The sequence below is a fragment of the Oerskovia merdavium genome (genome assembly GCF_014836755.1).
Taxonomy (GTDB): Bacteria; Actinomycetota; Actinomycetes; order Actinomycetales; family Cellulomonadaceae; genus Oerskovia; species Oerskovia merdavium.
The window spans coordinates 1-25,533 of the sequence record NZ_JACSQF010000015.1 but is presented as its reverse complement, the minus strand read 5'-3'; the positions used below and the strand labels follow the sequence as shown (position 1 = coordinate 25,533).

Annotated in this window: 25 protein-coding genes; 15 read left to right on the top strand and 10 right to left on the bottom strand. The window is 72.2% G+C overall.

Features of this window, described 5'->3' with window-relative positions; all coding sequences use genetic code 11:
- Positions 1-75 precede the first annotated feature (75 nt).
- Together H9641_RS14340 and H9641_RS14335 are read right to left on the bottom strand one after the other, a co-directional pair.
- Positions 76-1,089 (bottom strand): hemolysin family protein, encoded by a 1,014-nt coding sequence (locus tag H9641_RS14340; protein WP_191804941.1) that lies wholly within the window; start codon positions 1,087-1,089, stop codon positions 76-78.
- Positions 1,086-2,498: a hemolysin family protein gene (locus H9641_RS14335; RefSeq protein WP_225220515.1), complete on the bottom strand. Its 1,413-nt coding sequence runs from the start codon at positions 2,496-2,498 to the stop codon at positions 1,086-1,088. Before H9641_RS14335 ends, H9641_RS14340 begins: the two co-directional genes overlap by 4 nt.
- A gap of 259 nt (positions 2,499-2,757) precedes the next feature.
- Between H9641_RS14335 and H9641_RS14330 the strand changes: the two genes are divergently transcribed.
- Positions 2,758-3,444 (top strand): DNA alkylation repair protein, encoded by a 687-nt coding sequence (locus H9641_RS14330; RefSeq protein WP_191804939.1) that lies wholly within the window; start codon positions 2,758-2,760, stop codon positions 3,442-3,444.
- Between the two features lie 10 nt (positions 3,445-3,454).
- Here H9641_RS14330 and H9641_RS14325 read toward each other — a convergent pair whose 3' ends face one another.
- Positions 3,455-4,855, bottom strand: a complete 1,401-nt coding sequence (locus H9641_RS14325) for an MFS transporter (protein ID WP_191804937.1) — start codon at positions 4,853-4,855, stop codon at positions 3,455-3,457.
- 77 nt (positions 4,856-4,932) lie between these two features.
- Between H9641_RS14325 and H9641_RS14320 the strand changes: the two genes are divergently transcribed.
- On the top strand, positions 4,933-5,637 hold the full coding sequence (locus H9641_RS14320) for a helix-turn-helix domain-containing protein (protein ID WP_191804935.1): 705 nt from the start codon (positions 4,933-4,935) through the stop codon (positions 5,635-5,637).
- Between the two features lie 51 nt (positions 5,638-5,688).
- Here the strand turns inward: H9641_RS14320 and H9641_RS14315 are convergent, their stop codons facing one another.
- The 3 genes from H9641_RS14315 to nrdD all read right to left on the bottom strand — a co-directional run bounded on the left by H9641_RS14315 (position 5,689) and on the right by nrdD (position 10,276).
- Entirely contained in the window at positions 5,689-7,281 is a 1,593-nt protein-coding gene (locus H9641_RS14315; protein WP_191804933.1) for a sialidase family protein, read from the bottom strand.
- 138 nt (positions 7,282-7,419) lie between these two features.
- On the bottom strand, positions 7,420-7,995 hold the full coding sequence (nrdG, locus tag H9641_RS14310) for an anaerobic ribonucleoside-triphosphate reductase activating protein (RefSeq protein ID WP_191804931.1): 576 nt from the start codon (positions 7,993-7,995) through the stop codon (positions 7,420-7,422).
- A gap of 7 nt (positions 7,996-8,002) precedes the next feature.
- The gene (gene nrdD / locus H9641_RS14305) at positions 8,003-10,276 is read right to left on the bottom strand and encodes an anaerobic ribonucleoside-triphosphate reductase (protein ID WP_191804929.1); all 2,274 of its coding nucleotides are present in this window, start codon (positions 10,274-10,276) and stop codon (positions 8,003-8,005) included.
- 347 nt (positions 10,277-10,623) lie between these two features.
- Between nrdD and H9641_RS14300 the strand changes: the two genes are divergently transcribed.
- Both H9641_RS14300 and H9641_RS14295 read left to right on the top strand, forming a co-directional pair.
- Positions 10,624-11,241: a putative glycolipid-binding domain-containing protein gene (locus H9641_RS14300; RefSeq protein WP_191804927.1), complete on the top strand. Its 618-nt coding sequence runs from the start codon at positions 10,624-10,626 to the stop codon at positions 11,239-11,241.
- 91 nt (positions 11,242-11,332) lie between these two features.
- A complete protein-coding gene (locus tag H9641_RS14295) occupies positions 11,333-11,914 on the top strand; it encodes a DinB family protein (protein WP_191804925.1) in 582 nt (193 codons plus the stop codon).
- Here the strand turns inward: H9641_RS14295 and H9641_RS14290 are convergent.
- The gene (locus H9641_RS14290; RefSeq protein ID WP_225220514.1) at positions 11,802-12,896 is read right to left on the bottom strand and encodes a DMT family transporter; all 1,095 of its coding nucleotides are present in this window, start codon (positions 12,894-12,896) and stop codon (positions 11,802-11,804) included. The genes H9641_RS14295 and H9641_RS14290 overlap by 113 nt on opposite strands.
- A 33-nt stretch (positions 12,897-12,929) precedes the next feature.
- Between H9641_RS14290 and H9641_RS14285 the strand changes: the two genes are divergently transcribed.
- Positions 12,930-13,544 carry a TetR/AcrR family transcriptional regulator gene (locus H9641_RS14285; RefSeq protein WP_191804923.1) on the top strand — a complete coding sequence of 205 codons (615 nt, stop codon included), beginning with the start codon at positions 12,930-12,932 and terminating at the stop codon, positions 13,542-13,544.
- Positions 13,545-13,616: 72 nt separating this feature from the next.
- Here H9641_RS14285 and H9641_RS14280 read toward each other — a convergent pair whose 3' ends face one another.
- Positions 13,617-14,207 carry a DUF1349 domain-containing protein gene (locus H9641_RS14280; RefSeq protein WP_318244603.1) on the bottom strand — a complete coding sequence of 197 codons (591 nt, stop codon included), beginning with the start codon at positions 14,205-14,207 and terminating at the stop codon, positions 13,617-13,619.
- Between the two features lie 239 nt (positions 14,208-14,446).
- Between H9641_RS14280 and H9641_RS14275 the strand changes: the two genes are divergently transcribed.
- On the top strand, positions 14,447-15,205 hold the full coding sequence (locus H9641_RS14275; protein ID WP_191804919.1) for a carboxymuconolactone decarboxylase family protein: 759 nt from the start codon (positions 14,447-14,449) through the stop codon (positions 15,203-15,205).
- 86 nt (positions 15,206-15,291) lie between these two features.
- Here the strand turns inward: H9641_RS14275 and H9641_RS14270 are convergent, their stop codons facing one another.
- Positions 15,292-15,684 carry a DUF2255 family protein gene (locus tag H9641_RS14270; protein WP_191804916.1) on the bottom strand — a complete coding sequence of 131 codons (393 nt, stop codon included), beginning with the start codon at positions 15,682-15,684 and terminating at the stop codon, positions 15,292-15,294.
- Between the two features lie 284 nt (positions 15,685-15,968).
- On the opposite strand from H9641_RS14270, the gene H9641_RS14265 reads away from it, so the two are divergent.
- A complete protein-coding gene (locus H9641_RS14265) occupies positions 15,969-16,628 on the top strand; it encodes a DinB family protein (RefSeq protein ID WP_191804914.1) in 660 nt (219 codons plus the stop codon).
- 27 nt (positions 16,629-16,655) lie between these two features.
- Here H9641_RS14265 and H9641_RS14260 read toward each other — a convergent pair whose 3' ends face one another.
- Positions 16,656-17,507 carry a DUF4184 family protein gene (locus tag H9641_RS14260; protein WP_191804912.1) on the bottom strand — a complete coding sequence of 284 codons (852 nt, stop codon included), beginning with the start codon at positions 17,505-17,507 and terminating at the stop codon, positions 16,656-16,658.
- A 312-nt stretch (positions 17,508-17,819) separates the two neighbouring features.
- Between H9641_RS14260 and H9641_RS14255 the strand changes: the two genes are divergently transcribed.
- From H9641_RS14255 to pdxS, 8 genes are all read left to right on the top strand, one after another.
- Complete coding sequence (locus H9641_RS14255) at positions 17,820-18,026, top strand: hypothetical protein (protein WP_191805100.1); 207 nt, start codon at positions 17,820-17,822, stop codon at positions 18,024-18,026.
- A gap of 136 nt (positions 18,027-18,162) precedes the next feature.
- Positions 18,163-20,142 carry a threonine--tRNA ligase gene (thrS, locus tag H9641_RS14250; RefSeq protein ID WP_404821953.1) on the top strand — a complete coding sequence of 660 codons (1,980 nt, stop codon included), beginning with the start codon at positions 18,163-18,165 and terminating at the stop codon, positions 20,140-20,142.
- 75 nt (positions 20,143-20,217) lie between these two features.
- A complete protein-coding gene (locus tag H9641_RS14245) occupies positions 20,218-20,784 on the top strand; it encodes an HIT family protein (RefSeq protein WP_191805067.1) in 567 nt (188 codons plus the stop codon).
- On the top strand, positions 20,785-21,408 hold the full coding sequence (gene pgsA, locus H9641_RS14240; protein ID WP_191804908.1) for a phosphatidylinositol phosphate synthase: 624 nt from the start codon (positions 20,785-20,787) through the stop codon (positions 21,406-21,408). It begins immediately after the preceding gene.
- A gap of 1 nt (position 21,409) precedes the next feature.
- On the top strand, positions 21,410-22,396 hold the full coding sequence (locus tag H9641_RS14235; RefSeq protein ID WP_404821952.1) for a phosphatidylinositol mannoside acyltransferase: 987 nt from the start codon (positions 21,410-21,412) through the stop codon (positions 22,394-22,396).
- Positions 22,397-22,398: 2 nt separating this feature from the next.
- A complete protein-coding gene (locus H9641_RS14230; RefSeq protein ID WP_191805065.1) occupies positions 22,399-23,610 on the top strand; it encodes a glycosyltransferase family 4 protein in 1,212 nt (403 codons plus the stop codon).
- A complete protein-coding gene (locus H9641_RS14225) occupies positions 23,607-24,275 on the top strand; it encodes a hypothetical protein (RefSeq protein ID WP_191804904.1) in 669 nt (222 codons plus the stop codon). The genes H9641_RS14230 and H9641_RS14225 overlap by 4 nt, the downstream gene beginning before the upstream one ends.
- Positions 24,276-24,409: 134 nt before the next feature.
- Complete coding sequence (gene pdxS, locus H9641_RS14220) at positions 24,410-25,336, top strand: pyridoxal 5'-phosphate synthase lyase subunit PdxS (RefSeq protein WP_377616450.1); 927 nt, start codon at positions 24,410-24,412, stop codon at positions 25,334-25,336.
- The last annotated feature ends 197 nt before the right edge of the window (positions 25,337-25,533 follow it).

Here is a 25,533-nt window from a genome sequence, read left to right as displayed (position 1 = left end):
CCCCACCCGGTGCTTCGACCGGGTGGGGCGCCGTCGTCAGGATGTGGCGGCTGGCGCAGAGCACGCCGCCTCGTGTCAGGCCGCGGCGACCTCCCGCGGGAAGAGCCGCGCCATGACGTCCGACAGCGCGATGACCCCGGCGACCGAGGCGCCGTCGGTCACCACGGCGAGGTGGTTGCGGGTCTCGCGCATCTGGGCGAGAGCCGCGTAGACGGGCACGGACCGTTCGAGCGTGAAGGGGGGCCGCATGAGCTCGGCCGCGGGACGGTCGAGGCCCACGTCGAGGGTGTCGCGCACGTGCACGACCCCCGAGATGCTGGTGTCGTCCCCGAGCAGGATCCGCAGGTGGCCGGACGCGCGCGTGGCCTCCTGCACGTCGTGGACGGTGGCGTCGAGCGAGACCATGGTGGGCCTGCCCTGACCCGTGAGCAGGTCGCCCACGGTGAGGGTCTGCAGGTCCAGCGCCCCCGAGAGCTGGGCGAAGTACGCCGGGTCCAGCGCGCCGACGTTGGCCGAGTGCTCGACGAGGTGACGCAGGTCGTCGGCGCTCTGGCCCGAGGCGATCTGCCCCGTCGGCTCGACGCCGACCTTGACCAGGCACCAGTTGGCCATGTTGTTGAGCCCCGTGAGCAGGGGGCGGGTCAGCCACATGAAGCCGCGCATGGGGATGGCCAGCAGCGTGGCCGAGGTCTCGGGGTGAGCGATGGCCCACGACTTGGGGGCCATCTCGCCGACGACCAGGTGCAGGAACGTCACGATGATCAGCGCGAGGACGAACCCGGCGGCGTCCGCGACCCACAACGGGGCGCCCCACGCCTCGAACGCGGGCGTGAGCCAGTGGTGGACGGCCGGCTTGGTGATGGCGCCGAGCGCGAGCGTGCAGGCCGTGATGCCGAGCTGCGACCCGGCGAGCAGCACGGTCAGCTCGGTCGAGCTGCGCAGCGCGGCCCGCGCCGAGCGGCTGTTGGGGGCGGCGTCCTCGAGGCGGTGCCGCTTGGCGGCGAGCAGCGCGAACTCGACGGCGACGAAGAACGCGCTGAGCGCGATGATGACGACGGTGATGGCCACGACGACCCAGGGGGTGCTCATCGGTCGCCCTCCTCGGTCTCGGGCGTCGCGTCAGGCGCGGCGTCGGGTGCTGGCAGCGGTCGGTCGTCCGTCGGGAACGTCACACGGACCAGCGACGGGACGTGGCGCTCGACCTCGACCACGTCCACGCGCATCCAGGCGGGCGCCGGTTCCGCAGCGAGGGCGAGGTCGGCCGGGTCGAGCGGCAGCTCGACGACGATCCCCTCACCCGGTTCGAGCAGCGAGCCGTGCTGGTCGATCACGAGGCCCGCGATCGTCTCGTAGTCTCCCCGCGGCAGGTCGCGACCGATCGCGCGCTCGACCTCGTCGATGTGGGTGTCTCCGGGCATGACCCAGATCCCGTCGTCGTCGCGCGGGGCGATGGTGGGCGTCGCGGGGTCGTGCTCGTCGGTGATCTCCCCGACGAGCTCCTCGGCCAGGTCCTCTGCCGTCAGGACGCCCGCGAACCCGCCGTACTCGTCGATCACGCACGCGAGCTGGTTGCGGGTCTCGGTGAGCTCGCGCAGGGCGTCGGGCAGGCTCATCGCTGTCGGGACGACGACCACGGGGCGCATGAAGTCCTGGGTCGGGACGTCGTCGCCGTGCGTGGTCGTCAGCACGTCGACGAGGTGGACGACGCCCACGACCTGGTCGTCGTCGGCGAGCACCGGGTAGCGCGAGTGTCCCGCCGCCATCCGTGCCCGCACCTCCGCGAGGGTGTCGCCCGCGTGCACGACGTCGACGCGGGCGCGCGGGATCATGGCGTGCTCGACGTCGCGCTCGGGGAAGTCGAGGATGCGGTCCAGGAGCACCGAGAGCTCGCCGGGCAGGTCGCCGCTCTGCCGCGAGTCCGCGACGATGTGCTCGAGGTCGCGGGCCGTCGCCGAGTGCTCGACGTCGTGGACCGGCTCGATCCGCAGCGCCTTGAGCAGGAGGTTCGACGCCTGGTCGAAGATCTTGATGAGCCACCCGAACACGGCCAGGTAGATGGTCGTCGAGCGGGCGAGCCACAGGGCGACCGGCTCCGGCCGGGCGATCGCGAGGTTCTTGGGGAAGAGCTCGCCGAAGATCATCTGGACGAACGTCGAGAACACCAGGGCCAGGACGGTGCCCACCGCGATGCCCACGCCGGTCGGGACGCCGACCCCGCCCAGGGCCTCGCCCAGGGACTCACCGACGAGCGGCTCGGCGACGTAGCCGACCAGCAGCCCGGTCACGGTGATGCCCAGCTGGGCGCCCGAGAGCATGAAGGACGTGCGCTTGGTGACGGCCAGGGCGCGCTTGGCCCCCGGGTCGCCCGAGCCCGCGCGGGCGCTCAACCGTGACCGGTCCACCGCCATGTACGCGAACTCCTGGGCGACGAAATAGCCCGTCACGGCCGTGATCGCCACGATCACGACGACGCCGAGCAGGAGTGTCAGCACCCACATCAGAACCTGCACCCCCTCGTCGCAGCATCGGTGGCCGGCACAAGGGGGTTCGTACTGTCTGCGTCCATGTCTCTCTCAGATCGCGGGTGGATTCCGTCAGGTCAACGCGGAAGGAGGCCTGAGCGTTCCCAGGATCTCGCACGAGTTTCCGCGACGCCGCCCGTGCCCCGCGAGCGGTCTCCACGAGCGCTCGCCGTGGGGGGGGAGGCAGAGACGTAGGGTGTGAGCGACGACCGATCGAGCGAGCGAGGAGATCGACATGGCTTCCACTGCCGTGGCCCAGGCGACCGTCAGCGACGTGCTGACCCAGCTCGAGGCCCTGGAGGACCCCAAGATCCGCGCGGTGAACGAGCGCCACGGGGACGACCACGGCGTCAACCTCACCAGGCTGCGCGCGGTCGCGAAGAGCCTCAAGACCCAGCACGAGCTCGCGGAGCAGCTCTGGGAGACCGGAGACACCGCGGCGCGCCTCGTCGCGATCCTGGTCTGCCGCCCCAAGTCCTGGTCGGCCGCGGAGCTCGACGCCATGCTGCGCGACGCCCGCGTGCCCAAGGTGCACGGGTGGCTCGTGAGCTACGTCGTCAAGAAGAGCCCTCACGTCGAGGAGCTGCGCGTCGCGTGGTTCGCCGACCCCGACCCGGTCGTCGCGAGCGCCGGGTGGGCGCTGACGACCGACCGCGTGGCGAAGTCCCCCGAGGGGATCGACCTGCCGGGGCTCCTCGACCGCATCGAGGCCGACATGAAGGACGCCCCCGAGCGTCTGCAGTGGGCCATGAACGAGTGCCTGGCCACCATCGGCATCCACCACCCCGAGCTCCGTGCCCGTGCGGTCGGCATCGGTGAGCGGCTCGAGGTCCTCAAGGACTACCCGACGCCCCCGGGCTGCACGTCGCCCTTCGCTCCCGCCTGGATCGCGGAGATCGTCCGGCGTCAGACGCAGGCCTAGCGGCCTCCGGTCACTGCCCGACGGCGGCACGCGCGCGCACCGCGAGAGAGACCACGGTCGCGACGCCCAGGAGGGCCGTCGCGACGAGGAAGGTCGTCTGCATGCCGGCCGAGATCGAGGCCACCGTGGCGCCCTGGACCTCGACCGACCCGGTCGCCGCCGCGAACACGGCGCCCATGGCCGAGGCGCCCGCGATGAGGCCGAGGTTGCGCGAGAGGCTCAGGACGCCCGAGACGGTCCCACGCCGTCGCGCGGCGGCTGTCGTCATGACGGCGGTGTTGTTCGCGGCCAGGAAGAGCTGGTAGCCAGGAGTCAGGACCACGAGCGCGAGCACGTATCCGGGCGGGCCCCAGGCGGGAGGCAGCACCACGAGCAGGACGGCCCCGGCCGTCATGGTCAGGAGAGCGACGGTCGTCATCGCGCCCGCGCCGGCACGGTCGACGACCCTCCCGGCGACGACGCCGGTCAGTGCCGACACGACCGGCCCGACCGCGAGCGTGAGGCCGATCGCGGCCTCGTCGAGCCCCAGCCCGCCTGCGAGGTAGAAGGGGCCCACGACCAGGGTGCTCATCATCACCGTCGCGACGAGCAGGTTCATGAGCAGGCCACCGCTCAGGGCGCGGGAGCGCAGGAGCCCCCACGGCACGAGCGGTGCAGCCGTCCTGCGCTCGATCGCGACGAGCAGCGCGACGAGGACCGCTGCGCCCACGAGCAGCGGTCCGGCGCCGACCTGTGGGACGGCGTCAGGAGTCATCGCGAGGGCGCCCGCCACCAGGGCCGCCGTGAGCACGAGGGCGCCCGCGACGTCGAACCTCGCGCCCGACCGGACCGGGGCGGGCTCGTCGCCGAGGCCGCGCCAGGTGAGCACGAGAGCGACGCCCGCGAGCGGCAGCATGGCCACGAAGCCCGCCTGCCAGCCTGACGTGGCGATCAGCAGCCCGCCCCCGGCGGGCCCCAGCGCGGTCCCGACCGCCGAGGTCGTCCCCAGCAGCCCCATGGCTGCTCCGGTGCGTGCCTCGGGCACGACGTCCCGCACGAGTGCCAGGGGCAGCGCGATCATGACGGCGGCACCGACCCCCTGCAGCGAGCGGGCGGCGACGAGCGCCGCGAGGGAGGGCGCCAGAGCGCACGCGAGCGTCGCGGCCGTGAACAGACCGAGGCCCCCGAGGAGCACACGCTGTCGCCCGAGGGCGTCACCGAGCCTCCCCACGGCGACCGCGGTCACGGTCATGGCCAGCAGGTACGCCAGGACGACCCACTGCACCCGGCCGAAGGGTGCTCCGAGCTCGTGCGCGAGCGTGGGCAGCGCGACGTTCGCGACGCTCGTGCCGAGCGAGGCCAGGAGCGTGGCGAGCGCGAGCGCACCCACGAGTCCTGACCGGGAGCGGGGTGCGTGCGGGGTGAGGTTCATACCGCCGAGGTTGCCGGTTCGACCCGGATCCGGCAATGCTCGTTGCCAGAACTGGGACAGAGTGGTGGGATGGTGCGATGGACGACCCCACGGCAGCGATCGGACGCGCACTCGACCAGGTCGGGCCTCGGCTCGGCGCCCTCCGGCGGCGACGCGGGATCACCCTCGCGGCGCTCGCGGACACGACGGGCATCTCCAAGAGCACGCTGTCGCGCCTCGAGACCGGGGGGCGCAAGCCGAGCCTCGAGCTCCTCCTGCTGCTCGCCCACGCCTACCGGGTACCGCTCGACGAGCTCGTGCGCGCCCCGGAGACGGGAGACCCCCGCATCCGGCTCACCCCGCGGAGGGTCAACGGCCGGGTGGTCGTGCCCCTGACCCGGCAGCCCGCGAGCCAGCACGCCTGGAAGATCCTCGTCCCGCGCAAGGCCGCCGAGCCCGTGCTCACGACGCACGACGGCTACGAGTGGCTGTACGTGCTCACGGGCCGGCTGCGGCTCGTCGTGGGGGACCGGGACATCGTGCTCGACGCCGGGGAGGTCGCCGAGTTCGACACCCGCACGCCCCACTGGTTCGGCAGCACGGGCCAGGAGGGCGCCGAGGTGCTCAGCCTGTTCGGGCCGCAGGGCGAGCGGGCCCACACCCGCACCGACCTCGCGTCCGACGACGCGGCCCGCGGCGAGGACGCGGCCGGCGTCACCGCCGGACCCCGCCCCGGGCCGGAGACCATGCCCGACGCCGACGCCGACGCCGAGGCCCGCGCCCTCCCCGACGCACCGCCCTGACCCGCGCCCCCGGATCGCGCGCCCGCGGGTCTGCGGTCCGGGGGAGGGCCGTCAGCGCTCGACCGGCACGACCTCCCCGGTCACGGTGTCCGCGCGGAACGCCCGCTCGAAGCGGGCGTCGCCGGCCTGGACCGCGCACTCGACGCGAGCCTCGCCGCGTGCCACGTCGTCCGCGGTCACGGTGTAGGTCGGCGTGAAGTACAGGACGGCCTCACCGGGAGAGAGTCGGACGGCGGGGAAGTCGGCGGGGACGTCGCCGTCGAAGCTCCCGCTCAGCCCAGCGGTCACGGGATCGTCGCTCTGGTGCCGGAAGCGCCCGGTGAACGCGAGGATGTCGCCGGCCCGCAGGCCCGGCGCGGCCGGCCCGTAGTTGGCGTCCTGGGCCTCGCGCGTGCCGAGCACCTGGTCGCCGTCGTACCCCTGCCCGATCTCCTTCCAGGTGTGCACGCCCCAGTCGCCGCCCTCGGCCGAGATGACGTGCGACGCGCCCACGCTGACCCACTGCGCGGGGCGCCCCGGGGTGATCGAGCGCAGCACCATGGTCAAGGCGCCGCCGTCGTCGTCCACGAACGTCTCGACGGCCTCCCCGAGGGCCGCGGGCGAGAGCGCCTCGGCCTCGATGCGCGCGAAGACGATCTCGCGGTACCCGTCACGCTCGTAGAGCACCCCGAGCGACCCGTCGGCGAGCACGGCTCCCGTCGAGTACGCGCTCGAGCCCGCGCAGATCGTCAGCGCGGGTCGCCAGCTCGCACCCTCGTCGTGCGACACACTGAGCACGGTGTTGCGGCGCAGGTCGGCGTCGCGGTTGTTCGTCGCGAGCAGGGGAGCGGCCACGTCGGTCACGTCCCCGAGCCGAAGGACGCTCCCGTTGTCGCTCGGGTCGGGCAGGTCGTGCACGGGGTGCAGCGGCCCGTACGAGCGACCGCCGTCGGTCGAGACCGCCTGCAACCGGCACCCCTTCGCGCGCGAGCTCAGCAGCAGGCGACCGTCGCGCAGCTCGACGACCTTGTTCTCGTTGGCCCCGGGGCCCGTGGGCTCGCCCAGCGTCCAGGTGTCGCCGTGGTCGTCCGAGTACGCCGACGCGGCGCGGATCTCGCCGCGCAGGAGCAGGACCATCTGCTGGACCAGGCGCCCGGCGAACGGTCCGGTCTCGAGCTGGATGCCCGCGCCGGCCGCCGCGAACAGTCCCGTGACGCCCTGCGGCTTGAGCGAGGCCGTCACGCGGCAGTGGCTCCACGTCAGGCCGTCGTCGTCGGAGAACGACAGGTCGACGTGCTGGACGTCGTCCTCGGGCTCGAGGCCCGGGGCAGCCTCGAAGAACCCCGCGTGGGTCCCTGCGGCGTGGAAGCAGAAGACCCGTCCGGTGACCTTGTCGACGAGCAGGCTCGGGTCGCCGAACCCCTGGAGCCCCGTGCCGACGCGCACGTCCTGCTGGGGCTCCCAGGTGCGTCCGTGGTCGAGGCTACGGCGGACCAGGAGGTCGATCGTGTTCGGCAGGTCGTCGAGGTTGGGGCGCCCGTCGTAGGCCGCGAGGACGGTTCCTCGCGTGGTGACGGCGAGGGCGGGGATGCGGTACTGGCGGTGGCCGCCGACGCCGCGGGCGGCCAGCACCTGATGGGTGAGTTCGTGGGGGTTCGTGCGCATCCTCCAGTTCTACCCCGTCTCGACCCCGTCGGAGGGTCGGTCCCACGCCGAGGAGACTTGCGCCGCGTCGTCCCGGCCTGCCCGACGACGTCGCGGACCTTCGCGCGGAAGGGGCGCGACGCCGTCGGGCAGGGGAGGTCAGGCGCTCCGCCGGGTCTCGCGCGCCGGCGACCACGGGACCGCGCTGCCCGCAGCGAGCGAGGCCGGGACCGACAGGACGCGCTGGTTGGTGCTCCCGCGGAACGGGAGCGTGAGATCGCGGCGCGCGATCTCGAACCGGCCGTCGACCAGGACGTCGAGACCGGCGAGGAGGTCCCGCTTGTCCTGCGAGCCTCCGCGCAGCTCCTCGAGCGTGAACCCGCTCCAGCACCACACGTCCTTGGACCGACCGAACCGCTCACGCACGCGACGCACGAGCCGCAGGCACACGCCCGTGTTGAGGAACGGCTCGCCGCCGAGCAGCGACAGGCCCTGCACCGACTCGTGCGCGAGGTCCGCCAGGATGCGGTCCTCGAGCTCGTCGGTGTACGCGGAGCCGTAGCGAAAGCTCCAGGTCGCCTCGTTGAAGCAGCCCTCGCACGCGAACAGGCACCCGCTCACGTAGAGGCTGCAGCGCACGCCCTCGCCGTCGACGAACACGAACGGCTTGTAGTCCGCGACGTAGCCCTGGCTGAAGCGCTCCGAGCTCCAGCCCGGCTGCGGCTCCCGCGGCACGACGGCCTCAGGCTTCCGCGGGGCCCGTGGGGGCCGCGAGCGTCGCGCCGCGAACCACCCCGGCGACGCCGACCTCGCCGAGGCTCACGGGTCCGGCCATGTGCTTGACGCGCGAGGAGATCTCGACGTGCCGGCCGTGCACCATGGGCCGCTGCTGCGGGTTGCCCAGGTACCCGCACGTGCGCTTGACGACGTCGCACGTCCGCGGGTCGGAGTTCCCACAGCCCGGGCACGCGAAGCCGCGCGCGGTCGGCGTGAAGTCGCCCGCGTAGCCGCACGCGTAGCAGCGGTCGATCGGGGTGTTCGTGCCCAGGTACCCCACGCGGTCGTAGGCGTAGTCCCACACGGCCTCGAGCGCCTTGGGGTTCTGCTGGAGCACGGGGTACTCGCAGTAGTGGATGAACCCACCCGACGCGTACTGCGGGTAGTCCATCTCGAAGTCGAGCTTCTCGAACGGCGTCGGGTCCTTGCGCACGTCGTAGTGGAAGCTGTTGGTGTAGTACTCCTTGTCGGTGATGTCCGCGACCTCGCCGAACTTCTCGCGGTCCATGCGGGCGAACCGGTCCGTCAGGCTCTCGCTCGGCGTCGAGTACACGCTGAAGTGGTAGCCGTGCTCGGCCGTCCAGGCCCGGGTGTGCGCGTGCAGCTCGCGGAGCACCCGCAGCGTGAGCTCCTTGGCCTCGGGGTCCTGCTCCCAGGCGCCCCCGTAGAAGGCCGCGGCGACCTCGTACAACCCGATGTACCCGAGCGAGACCGTCGCGCGCCCCGCGCGGAAGAGCTGGTCGACGTCGTCCTCGGGCGCGAGACGTTCGCCGAACGCTCCGTGCACGTACAGGATCGGGGCGTTGCCCGGCACGGCCTGCTTGCAGCGCTCGATCCGGTACACCAGCGCGTCGCGCACCGTGACGAGCCGCTCCTCGAGCAGCGCCCAGAACGCCTCCTGGCTGCCCTGGGCCTCGAGGGCGATGCGCGGCAGGTTGAGCGTCACGACGCCGAGGTTCATGCGGCCCTCGACGACGTCGTTCCCGTCCTCGTCCTGCCAGCCCTGCAGGAACGAGCGGCAGCCCATGGGCATCTTGAAGCTGCCCGTGAGCTCGACGATCTTGTCGTAGCTCAGCACGTCGGGGTACATGCGCTTGGTCGCGCACTCGACCGCGAGCTCCTTGATGTCGTAGTTCTCGTCCCCCGGTTCCAGGTTGAGGCCGCGCCGCAACGTGTAGATCAGCTTGGGGAAGATCGCGGTGCGCCCCTCGGCACCCAGCCCCTTGAGCCGGATCTGCAGGATCGCGCGCTGGATCTCGCGCTCGAGCCAGCCCGTGCCGAGCCCGAACCCGACCGAGGTGAACGGCGTCTGCCCGTTGGACGTGAAGAGCGTGTTGATCTCGTACTCGAGGCTCTGCATCGCGTCGTAGATGTCCTTGGACGTCTTGGCCCGGGCGTACGCGTCGTGCGCCGAGGCGTCCGGGATCCAGCGCTCGGCCTCGACGAGGTGCTTGGCGTGGTTCAGCGCGGCGTAGGGGGCCAGGAGCTCGTCGATCCGGTTGACCGAGCACCCGCCGTACTGGCTCGAGGCGACGTTCGCGATGATCTGCGTGATCTGCGCGGCCGCGGTCTGGATCGAGCGGGGCGGCTCGACCTGGGCGTTGCCGATGCGGAACCCCTCGGACAGCATGGTCCGGAAGTCGATCAGGCAGCAGTTCGTCATGGGCGCGTAGGGGTGGTAGTCGAGGTCGTGGTAGTGGATGTCGCCCTTCTGGTGCGCGTTGGCCACGTGCGGCGGCAGCATGCGCAGGCCGACCGCCTTGCCCACGGCCCCGGCCGTCAGGTCGCGCTGGGTGTTGAAGACGTCCGAGTCCTTGTTCGCGTTCTCGTAGACGACCGCCGAGTCCTTGCTGATGAGGCCGACGATCGAGTGGTTGAGGTCGGTCGACCTGCTGCGCGCGAAGTCCCGCTGGACCCGGTAGTCGATGTAGGCGCGGGCCACGTCGTACTCGCGCGACTCGAGGAGCTCGTGCTCGACCACGGCCTGGATCTCGTAGATCTGGACGACGTCGGCGAAGCGCACCGAGATCTCCGCGACCACCCGCTCGAGCACTCCGTCGAGGGTCTGCTCGACGAGGGGCGAGAGGTCGCCGTGGACGTCCTCGTAGGCCTTGCGGAGTGCCGCCCGGATGCGGGCGTCGTCGAAGGGGAGCCGACGTCCGTCCCTCTTGAGCACCGTCAGGGACGTCGCCTCCTGTGACGCGACGTCCTCGTCCTGCGCGACCTCGACCGGGCTCATGTGCGACCACAACCTCTCGACGGACGCCTCGGGCCGGCACGATCTCACCGGCGCGCCGAGACGCAGTTGGAACTAGATGTAGTAGCAATTACACCCATGTAAGCCCACATGTAGTGGCCAATCCCGGGCGAGCCGGGACCTTCCTCCCTGAGGTCGGGACGTTGGTCACCCGCGTCGTCGGACCAAGGGCCCGCCTGTCGTCCGCGCCGGGCGGCGGCACAGGGGCTCCCCAGGCGTCGCGCGAGAGTCGCGCGTCGTCCGGGTGTCGAGCCCGTCGGAAGCCTGGTAGACCGGCAGGAACGGTACGGGCAGGGCCCGTGCACCGCTCGTGACGAAGGAGCGTGGACATGACGCGTCGACACGTCTCGTGGGTGGGGGAGGACGACCCGGACCGCGTGGACACCGCGGTCCTCTCGCTCGGCGCGGACCGGTTCGAGTGCCTCGGTACGTCACGCGGCCCGACCTACGTGACGGCCTGGTCCCTGACCACCGGGCCGCACTGGGTCACGCGCCGGCTCGAGGTGACGGTGCGGGGACAGGGCTGGTCCCGGGACCTCCAGCTCGAGCGGGCGGGGTCAGGAGAGTGGAGCGCGGAGGTCTCGCACTCCGGTGCGGCCCCGGTCGACCTCGCGACCCCCGGCCTCGAGGACCCGGCGGCGCTCGCGGGCGCGCTCGACTGCGACCTCGCGCTGTGCCCCGTGACGAACTCCATGCCGATCCTGCGTCTGGGGCTCCTGGGTGCGCAGGCTCCCGCGGTGACCGCGTTGACCATGGCCTGGGTCGACGTCCCCTCGCTCCGCGTCGTGCGCAGCGAGCAGGTGTACGCGGCCGGCGCCCCGTACGACCCGGCTATCGGGCGCGGGGTCGTCACCTACACGAGCGCCTCACGAGACTTCACGGCCGACCTCACGGTCGACGCCGACGGTCTCGTGATCGACTACCCGCGTCTTGCGCGCCGCGGCTGATCGGCCTCGAGCGCGTGCGTGCTCGTCGCCCGGCCAGAGCCTGTGCTGCCTACAGTGGGAACGGTCGGATCGCACCCACCTGGAGGAGCTCATGGACGAGGCGACGCACGACCGGGAGCTGATCGAGCCGCCGGTCGCGGGGGACGAGGTCGCGACGCTCCTCGGCTCGCTCGAGCGTCAGCGGGCGACGTTCGCGTGGAAGGTCGGCGGGCTCGACGCCGAGGACCTCGGGGTCAGGGTCGCGGCCTCGGCGATCACGCTCGGCGGTCTTCTCAAGCATCTCGCGTTCGCCGAGGAGCTCTGGTTCTCGACCATGCTCCACGGCAGGGCGCCGGGCGAGCCCTGGGACACGGTCGACTGGGACCTGTCCCCGGAGTGGCCCTGGACCTCTGCGGCGCACGACAGCCCGCAGTATCTGTACGAGCTGTGGCGCACGGCGGTCGTCCGGGCGCGCGCGGCGGTCGACGAGGCGCTGGCCGACGGCGGGCTGGACCGTCGGCTCGTCTGGCAGCCAGGGGACGGCGGCGAGAGGTCGAGCCTGCGCCGTGTCCTGGTCGACCTCATCGAGGAGTACGCCCGGCACGTCGGGCACGCCGACCTGATCCGCGAGTCGATCGACGGCCTGGTCGGGGAGGATCCCCCCGGGGCGCCCGAGCTGTACCCGCCGCGGTGAGCGCGACGGGTCGCCCCGGCGCCTTCGCCTCGCAGCCGCCTGGTTCATCCGGTCGCGTCGCCCGCGCCCGCGGCCCGGAGTCCGCCGCCGCGGAGGTCTCGTAGGCCATCACGACGGCCACACCGGCTCCGCAGAGCGCGAACCCGACGAGGGTGACGACCGTGAGGTTCTCGCCGAGGAGCACCGCACCCCCGGCGGCCGTCGCCGGTGCGATCAGGAAGAGGAGCGCGTTGAGCGCCGTGACGCCCACCCGGCGCAGCAGCCACCAGTAGAGACCGTAGGCGGCCAGCGTGGGGAACGCGGCCGCGAAGCCGGCCGCGAGCCAGAACGTCGCCGACGCGGGCGGCGTGAGCGTCCCCGTCGCCGCAGCGACCACGACGAGCGCTGCAGCCGTCACGACGACGTGCACGGTCAGCGTCGTGAGCACTCCGGCCTGCGCGTCCGACCGACGCTGGAGGAAGGTGGCGACGATCAGGCACGACATGGCGAGAAGGGGCAGGAGGTACGCCGACGGGTGTGCCGAGGCACCCTCGAGCTGCGACCGCACGACCAGCAGCACCCCCAGGGCGCCGACGGCCAGCCCTGCCCACTGTGCTCCACGCACCTGGAGGCCCAGCAGCGGGCCCACGAGCACCGCGACCACGAGCGGCTGCACGGCGTCGATCAGGGCGACGGTGCCCGTCGCGATGCCGGCCGCTATCGCGGCGTAGACGAAGACGCAGTAGCCGAACTGGGCGAACAGCCCGATGACGGCCTGGCGTCGGAGCACTGCCGCGCCGGCGCTGCGGGCGACGCCGCGGGCGAGGGCCAGGACGAGCAGCACGGCCGCCAGGGGGACGAACCGCCAGACGAGCAACGTGAGCGGTGAGACCTCGACGACGGCGAAGGCCGGGACGAGGAACCCCGAGCTCCAGGTCGCCACGAAGGCGACCGCTGCCAGGAGCGTCACCCCGCGATGTAGTAGACCGATCTGTTTACTCATGCGGCGACTATACAGATTGGTATAGTCGACGTCATGCCGGTCCCCGAGCTCACCCCCCTGACACCAGGCGCCCGCCGTGTTCTCGACGCCGCGTCGCGCCTGTTCTACGAACGCGGCATCCACTCGGTCGGGGTCGACACGATCGCCGAGTCCGCAGGGGTGACCAAGAAGACGCTGTACGACCGGTTCGGTTCCAAGGAAGCGCTCGTCGTCGCGTACCTCCAGCACAGGGACGCCAGGTGGCGGGACCACGTCGAGGCCCACCTGGCACGGGTGCCCGCACCGGGCGTCGAGCGCGTGCTGACGGTCTTCGACGCGGCCATCTCCTGGTCCGACGCGAACAGCCCCAAGGGCTGCAGCGCCATCAACGCGCGGGCCGAGGTCGGGGACGGGCGCGACGGGAACCCGGTGTTCGGCGAGGTGTCGCGCCAGAAGGCATGGCTGCTCGGGCTGTTCGACGAGCTGTGCCGGCAGGCCGGGATGCAGGACGCCTCGTCGCTGGCGAGGGCGATGATGCTGCTCTACGAGGGTGCGATCGTCACGGTCGGGATGGAGACCTTCACCCACCCGTTCGAGAGGGCACGCGTCGTCGCGCGTGTCCTGCTCGAGTCCCAGCCACCCCTGGGGGAGCCCGCCTCCACGACGTAGCCCCCTGTCCGGCGGGCAGGTCCGCGACAGGCTCGCCGGCCCTTGCGTCGTCGGTGGGTACTCTCTGCGCGGTCAGCTGCCGTCGCGCAGGTCGCTGGGCGCGGCGTCGTCCAGGACGATCCGGTCGAAGACCGCGGTGCACGCCTCGCCCATGGGCGCCTGCGCGAGGAACCCGATGCTGACGGGCAGGTCGGTGTAGAGGCGGAAGAGGCGGACGAACTCCCAGGCCTCTCCGTCGCGCGAGGCGTGGAAGGCCCACCCGGGCCCGGTGCGGACGATCCGCAGGTGGACCGACTCGTCGTCGACGTCCCACGAGTTGCAGTCGTCGGTGTACTCGTTCGTGACGGTCGAGACGACCATGGCCCGCCCCTGGGGCGACTGCTCGAAGCAGAGCTTGGCCCAGTGCGCCTCGTCGGCCCACAGGACCAGGGCGCCCGCGTCGAACGTCGTGCGCTCCGACGGCACCCGGACCCGCGCGGACAGCGCCAGCTCGGCGGGAGCGTCGAACACCAGGGCAGGGGCCGCGTGCTGGGGCGGTGCGCCCAGAGCGTCGTCGGTCCAGTCGGTGCCGGCCGGGGCCGTCAGGGTCACGGCGTCACCGTCGACCTGACCTGCGCCTTCGTGGGACAACCAGTGCAGCGGGGGGAGAGAGATCTTCGTCACGCGCACACCCTACCCAGGCCGCACCGCCGCGAACCCACGACAGGCGACCTGGGGCGTGACGCCGTCGGGCGAGCGGGCCCTTCCCGGCCCAGACCCCGGGAGGAGCCCTACCGGTACCCGGACCACCCGGGCCTCCCGGGTGCGGCCCGGCCCGGAGCATCGTGGACTGGAGACGGCGCCCACCGGGGCGCCGCGCCGGGCAGCGTCCCGGACCCGCACGCACGACGAGGAGAACACCCATGGCTCCCAGCGACGCCGCCCGTGCCCAGCGCGACGAGCTCTTCCCAGGACGGGTCTCGACGCTCGCGTTCACCGACCCCGAGCTCGTCGAGCACTTCGAGGACCTCGCGTTCGACGAGGTCCTGCGCGACAGCCGCCTCGCACCGAGGACCCGGCTCATGGTCCAGCTCGCGGCCCTGGTCGCGTGCCAGGGGGCCGCGGAGTACCGGGCCATGCTCGGCGCGGCGCTCGCGGTCGGCGTCACGCCCGTCGAGGTCAAGGAGATCGTCTACCAGTGCGTGCCGTACGTGGGCATGGCCAAGGTCCTCGACGCCCTGCACGTCACGAACGAGGTCCTGGTCGAGCACGGCGTCGAGCTCCCGCTGCCGGGCCAGTCGACGACGACCCCGCACGACCGGGCCACCAAGGGGCTGGCCGTCCAGCGGGAGATCGTGGGTGCCGACGTCGTCGAGTCGCTCTACACGAACGCGCCCGCGGACCAGGTGCACGTCCAGCGCCTGCTGTCCGCGAACTGCTTCGGCGACCACTACACGCGCACGGGGCTCGACCTGCCCACGCGCGAGCTCCTCACGTTCGCGATGCTCGTCGCGCTCGGCGGCTGCGACCCGCAGGTGCGCGGGCACGTGGCCGCGAACGGCAACGTCGGCAACGGACGGGAGGTCCTCGTGGACGTGGTGACCCAACTCGTGCCGTACATCGGCTACCCGCGCGCGCTCAACGGGCTCAGAGCGGTCGACGACGTCGCACCTGCGGGGTGAGGGCCCCGCCCGGACGCGGGCGTGAGCGCGAGGGCGCGTCGTCCCGACCGGGCGGCGGCCCACGGCGGACCTGCCCGGACGGGGCGCTAGGCCGTGAGCGGCTCGAGACGGAAGGTCGCGGCGGCCCCTGCGGTCCCGGTCACGGTGCCGACGATCTCCGGACCGTGCCGGTCGTACTTGGCGTGGTAGGCCGCGTCGACGGCCGGGTGCACGGTGCCCGGAGGTTCGACGAACGCCACGTCCTTCTCGACCCCTCCGGCGCGGACGCGGCCTCGCGGGTCGGCGAGGGCACGGCGGAACCACCCGTTCTCACGGCCGTAGGCCGAGCGCACGTAGACCTCGTCGCCCACGCGCACGACCCAGATCGTCACGTACGGCCGCAGCGTCCCGTCGGGCCGCCTCGAGGAGACCTGCAGCTCCTCGGCCCGGCCGATCCTGTCCAGCTCGTCGGTGGTCCAGGCCGTCGTCGGTCCTGTCATGGTGGTCGCTCCTCGCGTCGGTCGGTGTCGGCTCGCATCGAGGCCTGGGCCGGAGCCCGGACGGTCCGCACGTCTCGAACATACGGCCGGACCGGCTCGCGTGGGAGGTCGTGCCGGTACCGGTACCCGAGCGGCACAGGGTCGTGCGCCGACCCGTCCGGCCGTGCACGCACCGCGCCGACCGGGGCTCCATGCTCGACCGTCTCCGGTGGAGAACCCGGTCGTCCCGGAGACGGACGGGCCCCGGCCTTGCCACCCCTCGACCGCGGCAGCAGACTCGACCGATGGAGAGCACCCAGACCGCGGCGGCGTCCGAGCCGTCCGACGCCGTGAACGCGCCCGACCACAAGGCGACCCTGCAGCGGTACCTCCAGGCAGCGCGCGACGCGCTCCTCTGGAAGCTCGACGGCCTCGACGAACGGGCGGCCCGATGGCCGTCGACCCCGACGGGGACGAACCTGCTCGGCCTCGTCAGGCACGCCGCCGGGGTGGAGATCGACTACTTCGGTCGCACGTTCGGGCGGGCGTGGCCCACGCCGGAGGAGGTCGCGTGGGCCGCCGAGGACGCCGAGGACAACGCCGACATGTGGGCGATCGCCGAGGATTCCACCGACTCGGTCGTGGACCTCTACCGGAGGGTCTGGACGTTCGCGGACGAGACGATCGCGGCTCTCGACCTCGACGCGCTCGGCCGCGTCCCGTGGTGGCCTGCCGAGATCGCCGACGTCACGTTGTTCCAGGTCATTGTGCACGTCACGAGCGACCTGACCCGTCACGCGGGACACGCCGACATCCTGCGCGAGCTCACCGACGGGAGCGCGGGGCTCAGGGCGGACGGCGACAACCTCCCGCCGCTGTCGGACCAGGAATGGTCTGCGTACGTCGAGCGGTTGCGCGGGGTCGCGGAGGAGGCGCAGCGCCGCGCGGACGTGCGTCCCACCTGACCGGAGCGCCCGGTGGAGCCGACGACGTCACGCACGTGACGCCGTCGGGCCCCCTCGGTCCGAGGGCGGGACGGGAGCGCCCGCGGACACGGGCCGCCCGGCCTCCCGACGGGAGGCAGCGGTCCGCACGGTTGCCCACACGACCAGCCCCAGGCCCGCTCCGAGCACCGGGTAGGTCGCGGCGAGACGGGCGAGCGAGAAGACGGTCACCGCCTGGTCGGTCGCGAGCAGGCGCACGACCGCTCCGAGCGCCCCCACCACGGCGCCGGCCGCCACGGCCAGGACCGCGGAGCGCAGGTGCTGCCGCGCCGCGACGGGCCGAGCGGTCCGCCACCAGCGCACGACGAGGGCCGCGAGGGCGACGAACCCGAGGAACGAGCTCCCGTGCTGGAGGTACTTGTACGCCGCGACCCCGGCGACCGGGGTCCGCAGGACGTCCCAGGTCTGGACAGCGGTCCCGCGCAGGTGCGTGAAGTCGTCCCAGAGGACGTGGGTGAGCGTCCCCGCCACGGCGAACCCGGCGACGGCGGCCGCGATCGCGAGGGGGCGAGCGGTCCGGGTCGACACGTCGGGGGAGAGGGGTGTCCGGCGAGGCAGCGCAGCGAGGTAGGGCCCGCGGACCACGAGGACCCACAGGGCCGTGAAGGCCACGGTGAGGGCGAGGTCGACGGTCACGACGCCCAGCAGACGGTGCGTGGGGTGGGCCAGCTCGTCGGTACCGGGCCACAGCACGTCGAGGAACAGGGGAGCGTCCGGGACCATCGCGCCGATCGTGAACGCCGGCAGCGCCCAGAGGAGGAGGGCGGGGGAGAGCGCGCGACGCGCCCGCCTGCCGGCGAGGGGGAGGGCGACGAGGGCGTGGACGGGGGTGTAGGGCACGGGCGACATGATGCCCGCTCGGCGGGCCGAGGCGGGCGGGGCGACGCCAGGGAGCGGAGCACTCGGGGTCGGACATCTCACACTTTGCGGACATCGCCGTCTCCTTGTTCAAAATAGTGTGCCAAGCGCGTACCTCGCTCGACACGACCTCCCCGGGCGGCTCACCACTCGGCCCGGAGGAGGAGGGGGTCGTCGTGGGTGATCTCGAGCTCGCCCGGCGTGTCTTCGCCAGGAAGGATCCGCAGGGCGGCGGTAGTTTGCCGAGTGGTGAGGCACGAGCCTCACCGCACGACGTGACGCGAGGAGCCGAACATGGGTATCGACGAGGCGAAGGACAAGGCTGCGGCCGCTGCCGGCGAGGCCAAGGAGGGTCTGGGGGGTCTGCTCGACAAGGCCAAGGAGTTCCTGACCGACGACAAGATCGACGACGTCGCGGAGAAGATCAAGGGAATCGCGCCCGACTCGGTCGACGGCCACGTCGACGCCCTGGCCGAGAAGGCCAAGAAGGCCAACGACTGACCGGTCGAGATACGCACTCCACCGGCCGAGGTCGGTAACATCGAGGGGCGCCGCCGTCTGGCGGCGCCCTATCGAACGCCCTGTTGAGCTGCTAGGAGCGCGCACTGTGTCAGACGTCGTATCGTCACCTTTGTCCATCACTCTCGACGGAGAACGGACCACGGTGGAGACGGGGGCGACCGGTGCGGACCTGTTCTCGGGCCGCCGTGAGGTCGTCGTCCTCCGCGTGAACGGTGAGCTCAAGGACCTCGACACCCCGGTCGCCGAGGGTGACGAGGTCGAGGGCGTGACCATCGACTCGCCCGACGGTCTCGACGTGCTGCGCCACTCGGCCGCGCACGTCCTGGCCCAGGCCGTGCAGCAGGTCAACCCCGACGCCAAGCTCGGCATCGGCCCGCCCGTCCGTGACGGCTTCTACTACGACTTCGACGTCGAGACCCCGTTCACGCCCGAGGACCTCAAGGCTCTCGACAAGGTCATGGCACGCATCATCAAGGACGGGCAGACGTTCGAGCGCCGCGTCGTGACCGACGACGAGGCCCGCGCCGAGCTCGCGAACGAGCCGTACAAGCTCGAGCTGATCGGCCTCAAGGGCTCCGGCTCCGCCGACGACGCAGCAGGGGAGGGCGTGTCGGTCGAGGTCGGTGCCGGCGAGCTCACCATCTACGACAACGTCCGTCGCGACGGCACGGTGGCCTGGAAGGACCTGTGCCGCGGCCCGCACCTGCCCAGCACGCGTCTGATCGGCAACGGCTTCCAGCTCATGCGCAGCGCGGCCGCCTACTGGCGCGGCAGCGAGAAGAACCCGCAGCTCCAGCGCGTGTACGGCACGGCCTGGCCCACCAAGGACGAGCTGCGCGCCTACACGGAGCGCCTCGCCGAGGCCGAGCGTCGTGACCACCGCCGCATCGGTGCCGAGATGGACCTGTTCTCGTTCAACGACCAGGTCGGCTCGGCCCTGCCGCTGTTCCACCCGAAGGGCGGCGTGATCAAGCGGGTCATGGAGGACTACGTCCGCCAGCGCCACATCGAGGAGGGGTTCTCCTACGTCGGCACCCCGCACATCACCAAGGAAGAGCTCTTCTTCACCTCGGGCCACCTGCCGTACTACGCGGACACGATGTTCCCGGCGCTCGACCTCGAGGAGGTCGGTGACCACGGGCGCTATCGCCTCAAGGCGATGAACTGCCCCATGCACAACCTGATCTTCTCGAGCCGCGGGCGCTCGTACCGCGAGCTGCCGATCCGGTTGTTCGAGTTCGGCACCGTGTACCGGTACGAGAAGTCCGGCGTGGTCCAGGGCCTGACGCGTGTGCGCGGCCTGACCCAGGACGACTCGCACTCCTACGTCACGCCAGAGCAGGCCCCGGACGAGGTCAAGCACCTGCTGAACTTCATGCTGTCGGTGCTCACCGACTTCGGCCTCGACGACTTCTACCTGGAGCTGTCGACGCGGGACGACTCCAAGCCCGACAAGTTCGTCGGCACCGACGAGGACTGGGCCAAGGCCACCGCTGTGCTGGAGAAGGTCGCTGTCGAGTCGGGTCTCGAGCTCGTGGCGGACCCGGGCGGCGCTGCCTTCTACGGCCCCAAGATCTCGGTCCAGGCCAAGGACGCCATCGGCCGCACGTGGCAGATGGGCACGGTGCAGTACGACTTCAACCAGCCGAAGGGCTTCGGCCTGGAGTACACGGCGGCAGACGGTACCAAGCAGCAGCCGGTGATGATCCACTCGGCCAAGTTCGGCTCGATCGAGCGGTTCATGGGTGTGCTCATCGAGCACTATGCGGGGCTCTTCCCGGCCTGGCTGGCGCCCGTCCAGGTGCTCGCCGTCCCGGTGGCCGAGGCGTTCGACGACTACCTCAAGGACGTCGTCGCCGAGCTCAAGGCCCGCGGCATCCGCGCCGAGCTCGACCTTTCCGACGACCGGTTCGCCAAGAAGATCCGCAACGCGTCCAAGGAGAAGGTGCCCTTCGTGCTCATCGCCGGTGGCGAGGACGTCGAGGCCGGTGCGGTCTCGTTCCGCTACCGCGACGGGCGCCAGGACAACGGCGTGCCCGTGGCCGAGGCCATCGAGCGGATCGTGTCTGCGGTCCGCGAGCGCAGCCAGGTCTGACGCGTGACGTCGGACGGCGCAGGGACGGGGTACTCCGTGGAGGGTCCGCAGGGGCATCCACGGTTCGACGACGGGATGGACCGGTTGTGGACGCCGCACCGGATGGTCTACATCGGCGGTCAGGACAAGCCGGTCGACGACCGGTCGTCGTCGTGCCCCTTCTGCCGGATCCCTGCGCTGTCCGACGAGGACGGGTTGATCGTGGCGCGCGGCACGTGGTGCTTCGTGGTGCTCAACCTGTACCCGTACAACCCGGGCCACCTGATGGTGTGCCCGTACCGGCACGTGTCGGACTACACCGAGCTCACCTCGGAGGAGACCGACGAGCTGGCGCGGCTGTCGCAGCAGGCGATGCGGGTGACGCGTGCGGTGTCAGGTCCTGACGGCTTCAACCTGGGCATGAACCAGGGTGCGGTCGCAGGGGCCGGCATCGCGGCGCACCTGCACCAGCACGTGGTGCCGCGCTGGTCGGGGGACGCGAACTTCCTGCCGATCGTGGCGCACACCAAGGCCGTGCCGGAGCTGTTGGGGGACACCCGTGCACGGCTCGCGGCGGCCTGGGAGGCCGGCGCGGTCCACGAGGCACGTCCGACGAACGACGACCCGGCGTCTCCTGCGGCGCCCGCACCCAAGGAGAGCTAGATGTTCGGGCGACTTCGCGCCGTCGTGACGCGCTTGTTCACGCCGGTCGCGGCCTTCCTGCTGCGGATCGGGGTCTCCCCGGACGCGGTGACGATCGTGGGCACGGTGGGCGTGGTGGCCTCCGCGCTGTGGCTGTTCCCGACGGGGCACCTGTTCGCGGGCACCATGGCGATCATGGTCTTCGCGTTCTCGGACGCGCTGGACGGGGTGATGGCCCGCCTGTCGGGGCGCTCGGGGCCGTGGGGGGCGTTCCTGGACTCGACGCTGGACCGTCTGGCCGACGCCGCGATCTTCACGGGGCTGATCGTGTGGTTCGTCCGCACCGAGAACACGTGGGGCATCACGGTGGGGCTCGCGTGCCTGGTCCTGGGGTCGGTGGTCCCGTACGCGCGGGCACGGGCCGAGGGCCTGGGCATGACGGCCGCCGTCGGGATCGCCGAGCGTGCCGACCGTCTGGTCGTGACGCTCGTCGCGGCGGGCCTGGTGGGCCTGGGGCTCCCGGTGACGGTCCTGGTCGTGGTCCTGGGGCTGCTCGCGGCCGCGAGCGCCGTGACGGTGGTGCAGCGCATGGCGACGGTGCGTCGTCAGGCGGTCGCTGCCGGGGCGTCCGAGGGTGGTGCCTGAGGTGGGGGTGAGCGCGGACAAGGCGTTCACGTTCGCGTGGCGCAACGCTCACAAGGTGCCGGAGCCGGTGCTGCGGGGGTTGTTCACGGTGATCGCGGACGTGGCGTGGGCGACGCGCCGCGGTGGTGTGGCGCAGCTGGAGAGGAACTTGGCGCGGGTGCGTCCTGGGTCGGACGCCCGGGGGCTGCGCCGGTTGAGCCGGGCGGGCATGCGTTCGTACATGCGCTACTACCGCGAGGCGTTCACGTTGCCGGGGGCGTCCCCTGCGCAGATCGAGGCGCGGGTGCGTCTGGAGGGGTACGAGAACTGCCTGCGGTTCACCTCGCAGGGGGTGACGCCGGTCCTGGCGCTGGGTCACATGGGCAACTGGGACCTGGCGGGGGCGTATGCGACGCAGCACATCGCGCCGGTGCTGACGGTCGCGGAGCGGCTCAAGCCTGAGGAGCTGTTCCAGGAGTTCTTGGCGTTCCGCAACTCGTTGGGGATCGAGATCCTGGCGTTGGGCGACGGTGACGTGTTCCGTGAGCTGATGCGCGGGGCGCGGGGGCCGGGCAAGCTCATCCCGTTGCTCGCGGACCGTGACCTGACGGCGCGGGGTGTGGAGGTGGACCTGTTCGGCGAGCGGGCCCGGGTCGCGGCGGGTCCTGCGGCGCTGGCTGTCTCGACGGGGGCGCCGTTGTTGACGGCGTCGATCCGATACGAGCGCCTGACGGGTCCTCGTCGTCGGGCGGCGGGGACTCCGTGGGGGATCGTCATCCGGTTCTTCCCGCAGGTCGCGGTCCCGGACGGGGTGCCGCGCAGCGAGCGGGTCGCGGCGGTGACGCAGGCGTGGGTCGACCAGCTGGCGGAGGCCGTCGCCGCGGACCCGGAGGACTGGCACATGCTGCAGAAGGTGTTCGTGGCGGACCTGGATCCGGACCGGTACGCCCGGTCCCGGGCGAAGGACGCGCAGGGTGCGACGGGTGGAGGGGCGGTGGGCTCGGCATGAGTCTGAAGATCGGGATCGTGTGCCCGTACTCGTTCGACGTGCCGGGTGGGGTGCAGTTCCACATCCGGGACCTGGCGGAGGCGCTCATGGCGCAGGGGCACGAGGTGTCGGTGCTGGCCCCGGCGGACGAGGACACCCCCATCCCGGACTACATCACGTCCGCGGGGCGTGCGGTGCCGGTCAAGTACAACGGGTCGGTGGCGCGGATGACGTTCGGTCCGGTCACGGCGGCGCGGGTGCGCCGGTGGCTGGACGCGGGTCAGTTCGACGTGCTGCACCTGCACGAGCCGGTCACGCCGTCGTTGAGCATGCTGGCGCTGTGGATCGCTCAGGGGCCGATCGTGGCGACGTTCCACACGGCGTTGATCCGCTCGCGCGCGCTGCAGGTGGTCTACCCGTTGGTGCGCCAGAGCCTGGAGAAGATCTCGGCGCGCATCGCGGTCTCGGAGGACGCCCGGCGCACGCTCGTGGAGCACATGGGGGGTGATGCGGTCGTGATCCCCAACGGCGTCTACGTCGACACGTTCGCGGACGCTGCCCCGTCGGCGAAGTGGCAGGGGACCGCGGACGCACCGACCATCGCGTTCCTGGGGCGCCTGGACGAGCCGCGCAAGGGCTTGCCGGTCCTGACGGCCGCGATCCCGCGCATCCTCGAGGCCGTCCCGGGGGCCCGGTTCCTGATCGCGGGCCGCGGGGACCAGGGCCGCGCGGACGCGCTCGAGGCGCTCGGGGAGGCCGCGAGCGCCGTGGAGTTCCTGGGGTCGATCTCGGACGAGGAGAAGGCGTCCTTGTTGTCGTCGGTGGACGTGTACATCGCGCCGCAGACGGGTGGGGAGAGCTTCGGGATCGTGCTGGTGGAGGCGATGAGCGCGGGGGCGTGCGTGGTGGCTTCGGACCTGGGGGCTTTTCGGCGGGTGCTGGACGAGGGGCAGGCGGGGGCGTTGTTCCCGGTGGGGGACCCGGTCGCGTTGGCGGACACGGTGCTGCGGGTCCTGGCGGACCCGGCGGGCCGGGAGCGGTACTGCGAGCGGGCGATCTCGTTCGTGCGCCGGTTCGACTGGTCGACGGTGACGGCCGAGGTGCTCGCGGTGTACGAGATGGCGTTGGCGGCCTCGGACGCGGTGATCCCGGTGCACGAGGATCCTGCGTCGTTGCGTGGTGGTCGTCGCCTGGGGCTGTGGCCTCGTCCGGAGCAGGAGAGGAACCCGTCGTGACGTGGTCGGAGATCGCCATCATCGTGGTGGCTGTGGTGCTGGTCGCGGGGTGGGCCCTGTGGGTCGCTGCCTCGCGCCTGGACCGGTTGCACCGCAAGGTCATGGCCTCGCGCCTGGCGCTGGACGCCCAGCTGGAGCGGCGGGCGTCGGCGGCGCTCGACCTGGCGGGGTCGGGCGAGCTGGACCCGGCGAGCTCGGTCCTGGTCGCCGAGGCGGCGTACGAGGTCCTGGACGACGACCTGCGCACGCGTGAGGTCGCGTCGGTGGTGCCGGGGCTGGCGGAGCTCGTGGTCTCGCCGGGGTCGGCTCACGGGCCCGACGGCGTCGCGACGGTCGGGGCGCCTCGCCTCCTGGCGGGGGTGGGTTCTGAGCGGGCGCGCGCGGAGAGCGACCTGTCGGCGACGTTGCGCGCGGCCCTGGAGGACCCGGAGGAGGTGCGGGAGATCCGGTCCTCGCTCCTGGGGGCCGAGCTGCTCGCGGCGCTGGCCGGGGCCTGGTACCGGGCGCAGCTCGCGCGCCGCTTCCACAACGAGGCCGTGGCCCAGACGCAGCGCCTGCGCCGCACGTGGTACGCCCGGGTGTTCTCGTTGGCGGGGCACGCGCCCATGCCGGTCACGGTCGAGCTGGACGACGCCTGGCCGCCCGCCCTCGACCGCAACCCCTGACCGACCGGTCGGGTTCCGGGGCTGCCCGAGGGGTGGGCGCACCTCCGTAGACTGGGTGGTGACGTGCGAGCATGTCGGCGGCGTGAGCGTGACCCCTGCTCACGCGTCCCAACGTGAAGATGTGAGGTTTCGCGGTGTCCGTGGAGAATTCCGGCGAGAACAGCCCCCAGGTGACCGGCGACGTCGTCGGCTCGGCCAAGGTCAAGCGCGGCATGGCCGAGATGCTCAAGGGCGGCGTCATCATGGACGTCGTCACGCCCGAGCAGGCGAAGATCGCCGAGGACGCCGGCGCGGTGGCCGTCATGGCCCTCGAGCGCGTCCCGGCCGACATCCGCGCCCAGGGCGGGGTCTCGCGCATGAGCGACCCCGACATGATCGACGGCATCATCGCCGCGGTCTCGATCCCGGTCATGGCCAAGGCGCGCATCGGTCACTTCGTCGAGGCCCAGGTGCTGCAGGCTCTCGGCGTCGACTACATCGACGAGTCCGAGGTCCTGACCCCGGCCGACTACGCCAACCACATCGACAAGTGGGCCTTCGAGGCACCGTTCGTGTGCGGGGCGACCAACCTGGGCGAGGCGCTGCGCCGCATCACCGAGGGCGCGGCCATGATCCGCTCCAAGGGCGAGGCCGGCACGGGCGACGTGTCCAACGCGACCACGCACATGCGCACCATCCGCGGCGAGATCCGTCGCCTGACGTCCCTGCCCGAGGACGAGCTCTTCGTCGCGGCCAAGGAGCTCCAGGCGCCGTACGAGCTCGTCAAGGAGATCGCCGCCACGGGCAAGCTGCCCGTGGTCATGTTCACCGCGGGCGGCATCGCGACCCCGGCCGACGCGGCCATGATGATGCAGCTCGGTGCGGAGGGCGTGTTCGTCGGCTCGGGCATCTTCAAGTCCGGCAACCCCGCCCAGCGTGCGGCCGCGATCGTCAAGGCCACCACGTTCTACGACGACCCGGCCGTCCTCGCGGACGTCTCGCGCGGCCTGGGCGAGGCCATGGTCGGCATCAACGTCGACGACATCCCGGTCCCGCACCGCCTGGCCGAGCGCGGCTGGTGACTCCCGCCCCGCTGCCGGCCCGGTGACACCGCGATGACGAGCACGGCCGACCGGCCCGCCGGTCGCGTCCCGACCGGGGCGGGCGCACCCGTCGCGCCCGCCCCGGCGGCGCCCCCGGCCCCCCCCGCCCCCCCCCCCCCCCCCGGGCCCGCCTGGGTCCTGGGCCCCCCCCGCATGCGCCCCCGGCGCGGGGCGCG

Excerpts from the sequence above, each read along its gene's own strand:
- H9641_RS14340 (WP_191804941.1), bottom strand. The coding sequence starts at position 1,089 with ATGAGCACCCCCTGGGTCGTCGTGGCCATCACCGTCGTCATCATCGCG.
- H9641_RS14335 (WP_225220515.1), bottom strand. The coding sequence starts at position 2,498 with ATGTGGGTGCTGACACTCCTGCTCGGCGTCGTCGTGATCGTGGCGATC.
- H9641_RS14330 (WP_191804939.1), top strand. The coding sequence starts at position 2,758 with ATGGCTTCCACTGCCGTGGCCCAGGCGACCGTCAGCGACGTGCTGACC.
- H9641_RS14325 (WP_191804937.1), bottom strand. The coding sequence starts at position 4,855 with ATGAACCTCACCCCGCACGCACCCCGCTCCCGGTCAGGACTCGTGGGT.
- H9641_RS14320 (WP_191804935.1), top strand. The coding sequence starts at position 4,933 with ATGGACGACCCCACGGCAGCGATCGGACGCGCACTCGACCAGGTCGGG.
- H9641_RS14315 (WP_191804933.1), bottom strand. The coding sequence starts at position 7,281 with ATGCGCACGAACCCCCACGAACTCACCCATCAGGTGCTGGCCGCCCGC.
- nrdD (WP_191804929.1), bottom strand. The coding sequence starts at position 10,276 with ATGAGCCCGGTCGAGGTCGCGCAGGACGAGGACGTCGCGTCACAGGAG.
- H9641_RS14300 (WP_191804927.1), top strand. The coding sequence starts at position 10,624 with ATGACGCGTCGACACGTCTCGTGGGTGGGGGAGGACGACCCGGACCGC.
- H9641_RS14295 (WP_191804925.1), top strand. The coding sequence starts at position 11,333 with ATGGACGAGGCGACGCACGACCGGGAGCTGATCGAGCCGCCGGTCGCG.
- H9641_RS14290 (WP_225220514.1), bottom strand. The coding sequence starts at position 12,896 with ATGAGTAAACAGATCGGTCTACTACATCGCGGGGTGACGCTCCTGGCA.
- H9641_RS14285 (WP_191804923.1), top strand. The coding sequence starts at position 12,930 with ATGCCGGTCCCCGAGCTCACCCCCCTGACACCAGGCGCCCGCCGTGTT.
- H9641_RS14275 (WP_191804919.1), top strand. The coding sequence starts at position 14,447 with ATGGCTCCCAGCGACGCCGCCCGTGCCCAGCGCGACGAGCTCTTCCCA.
- H9641_RS14270 (WP_191804916.1), bottom strand. The coding sequence starts at position 15,684 with ATGACAGGACCGACGACGGCCTGGACCACCGACGAGCTGGACAGGATC.
- H9641_RS14265 (WP_191804914.1), top strand. The coding sequence starts at position 15,969 with ATGGAGAGCACCCAGACCGCGGCGGCGTCCGAGCCGTCCGACGCCGTG.
- H9641_RS14255 (WP_191805100.1), top strand. The coding sequence starts at position 17,820 with ATGGGTATCGACGAGGCGAAGGACAAGGCTGCGGCCGCTGCCGGCGAG.
- H9641_RS14245 (WP_191805067.1), top strand. The coding sequence starts at position 20,218 with ATGGACCGGTTGTGGACGCCGCACCGGATGGTCTACATCGGCGGTCAG.
- pgsA (WP_191804908.1), top strand. The coding sequence starts at position 20,785 with ATGTTCGGGCGACTTCGCGCCGTCGTGACGCGCTTGTTCACGCCGGTC.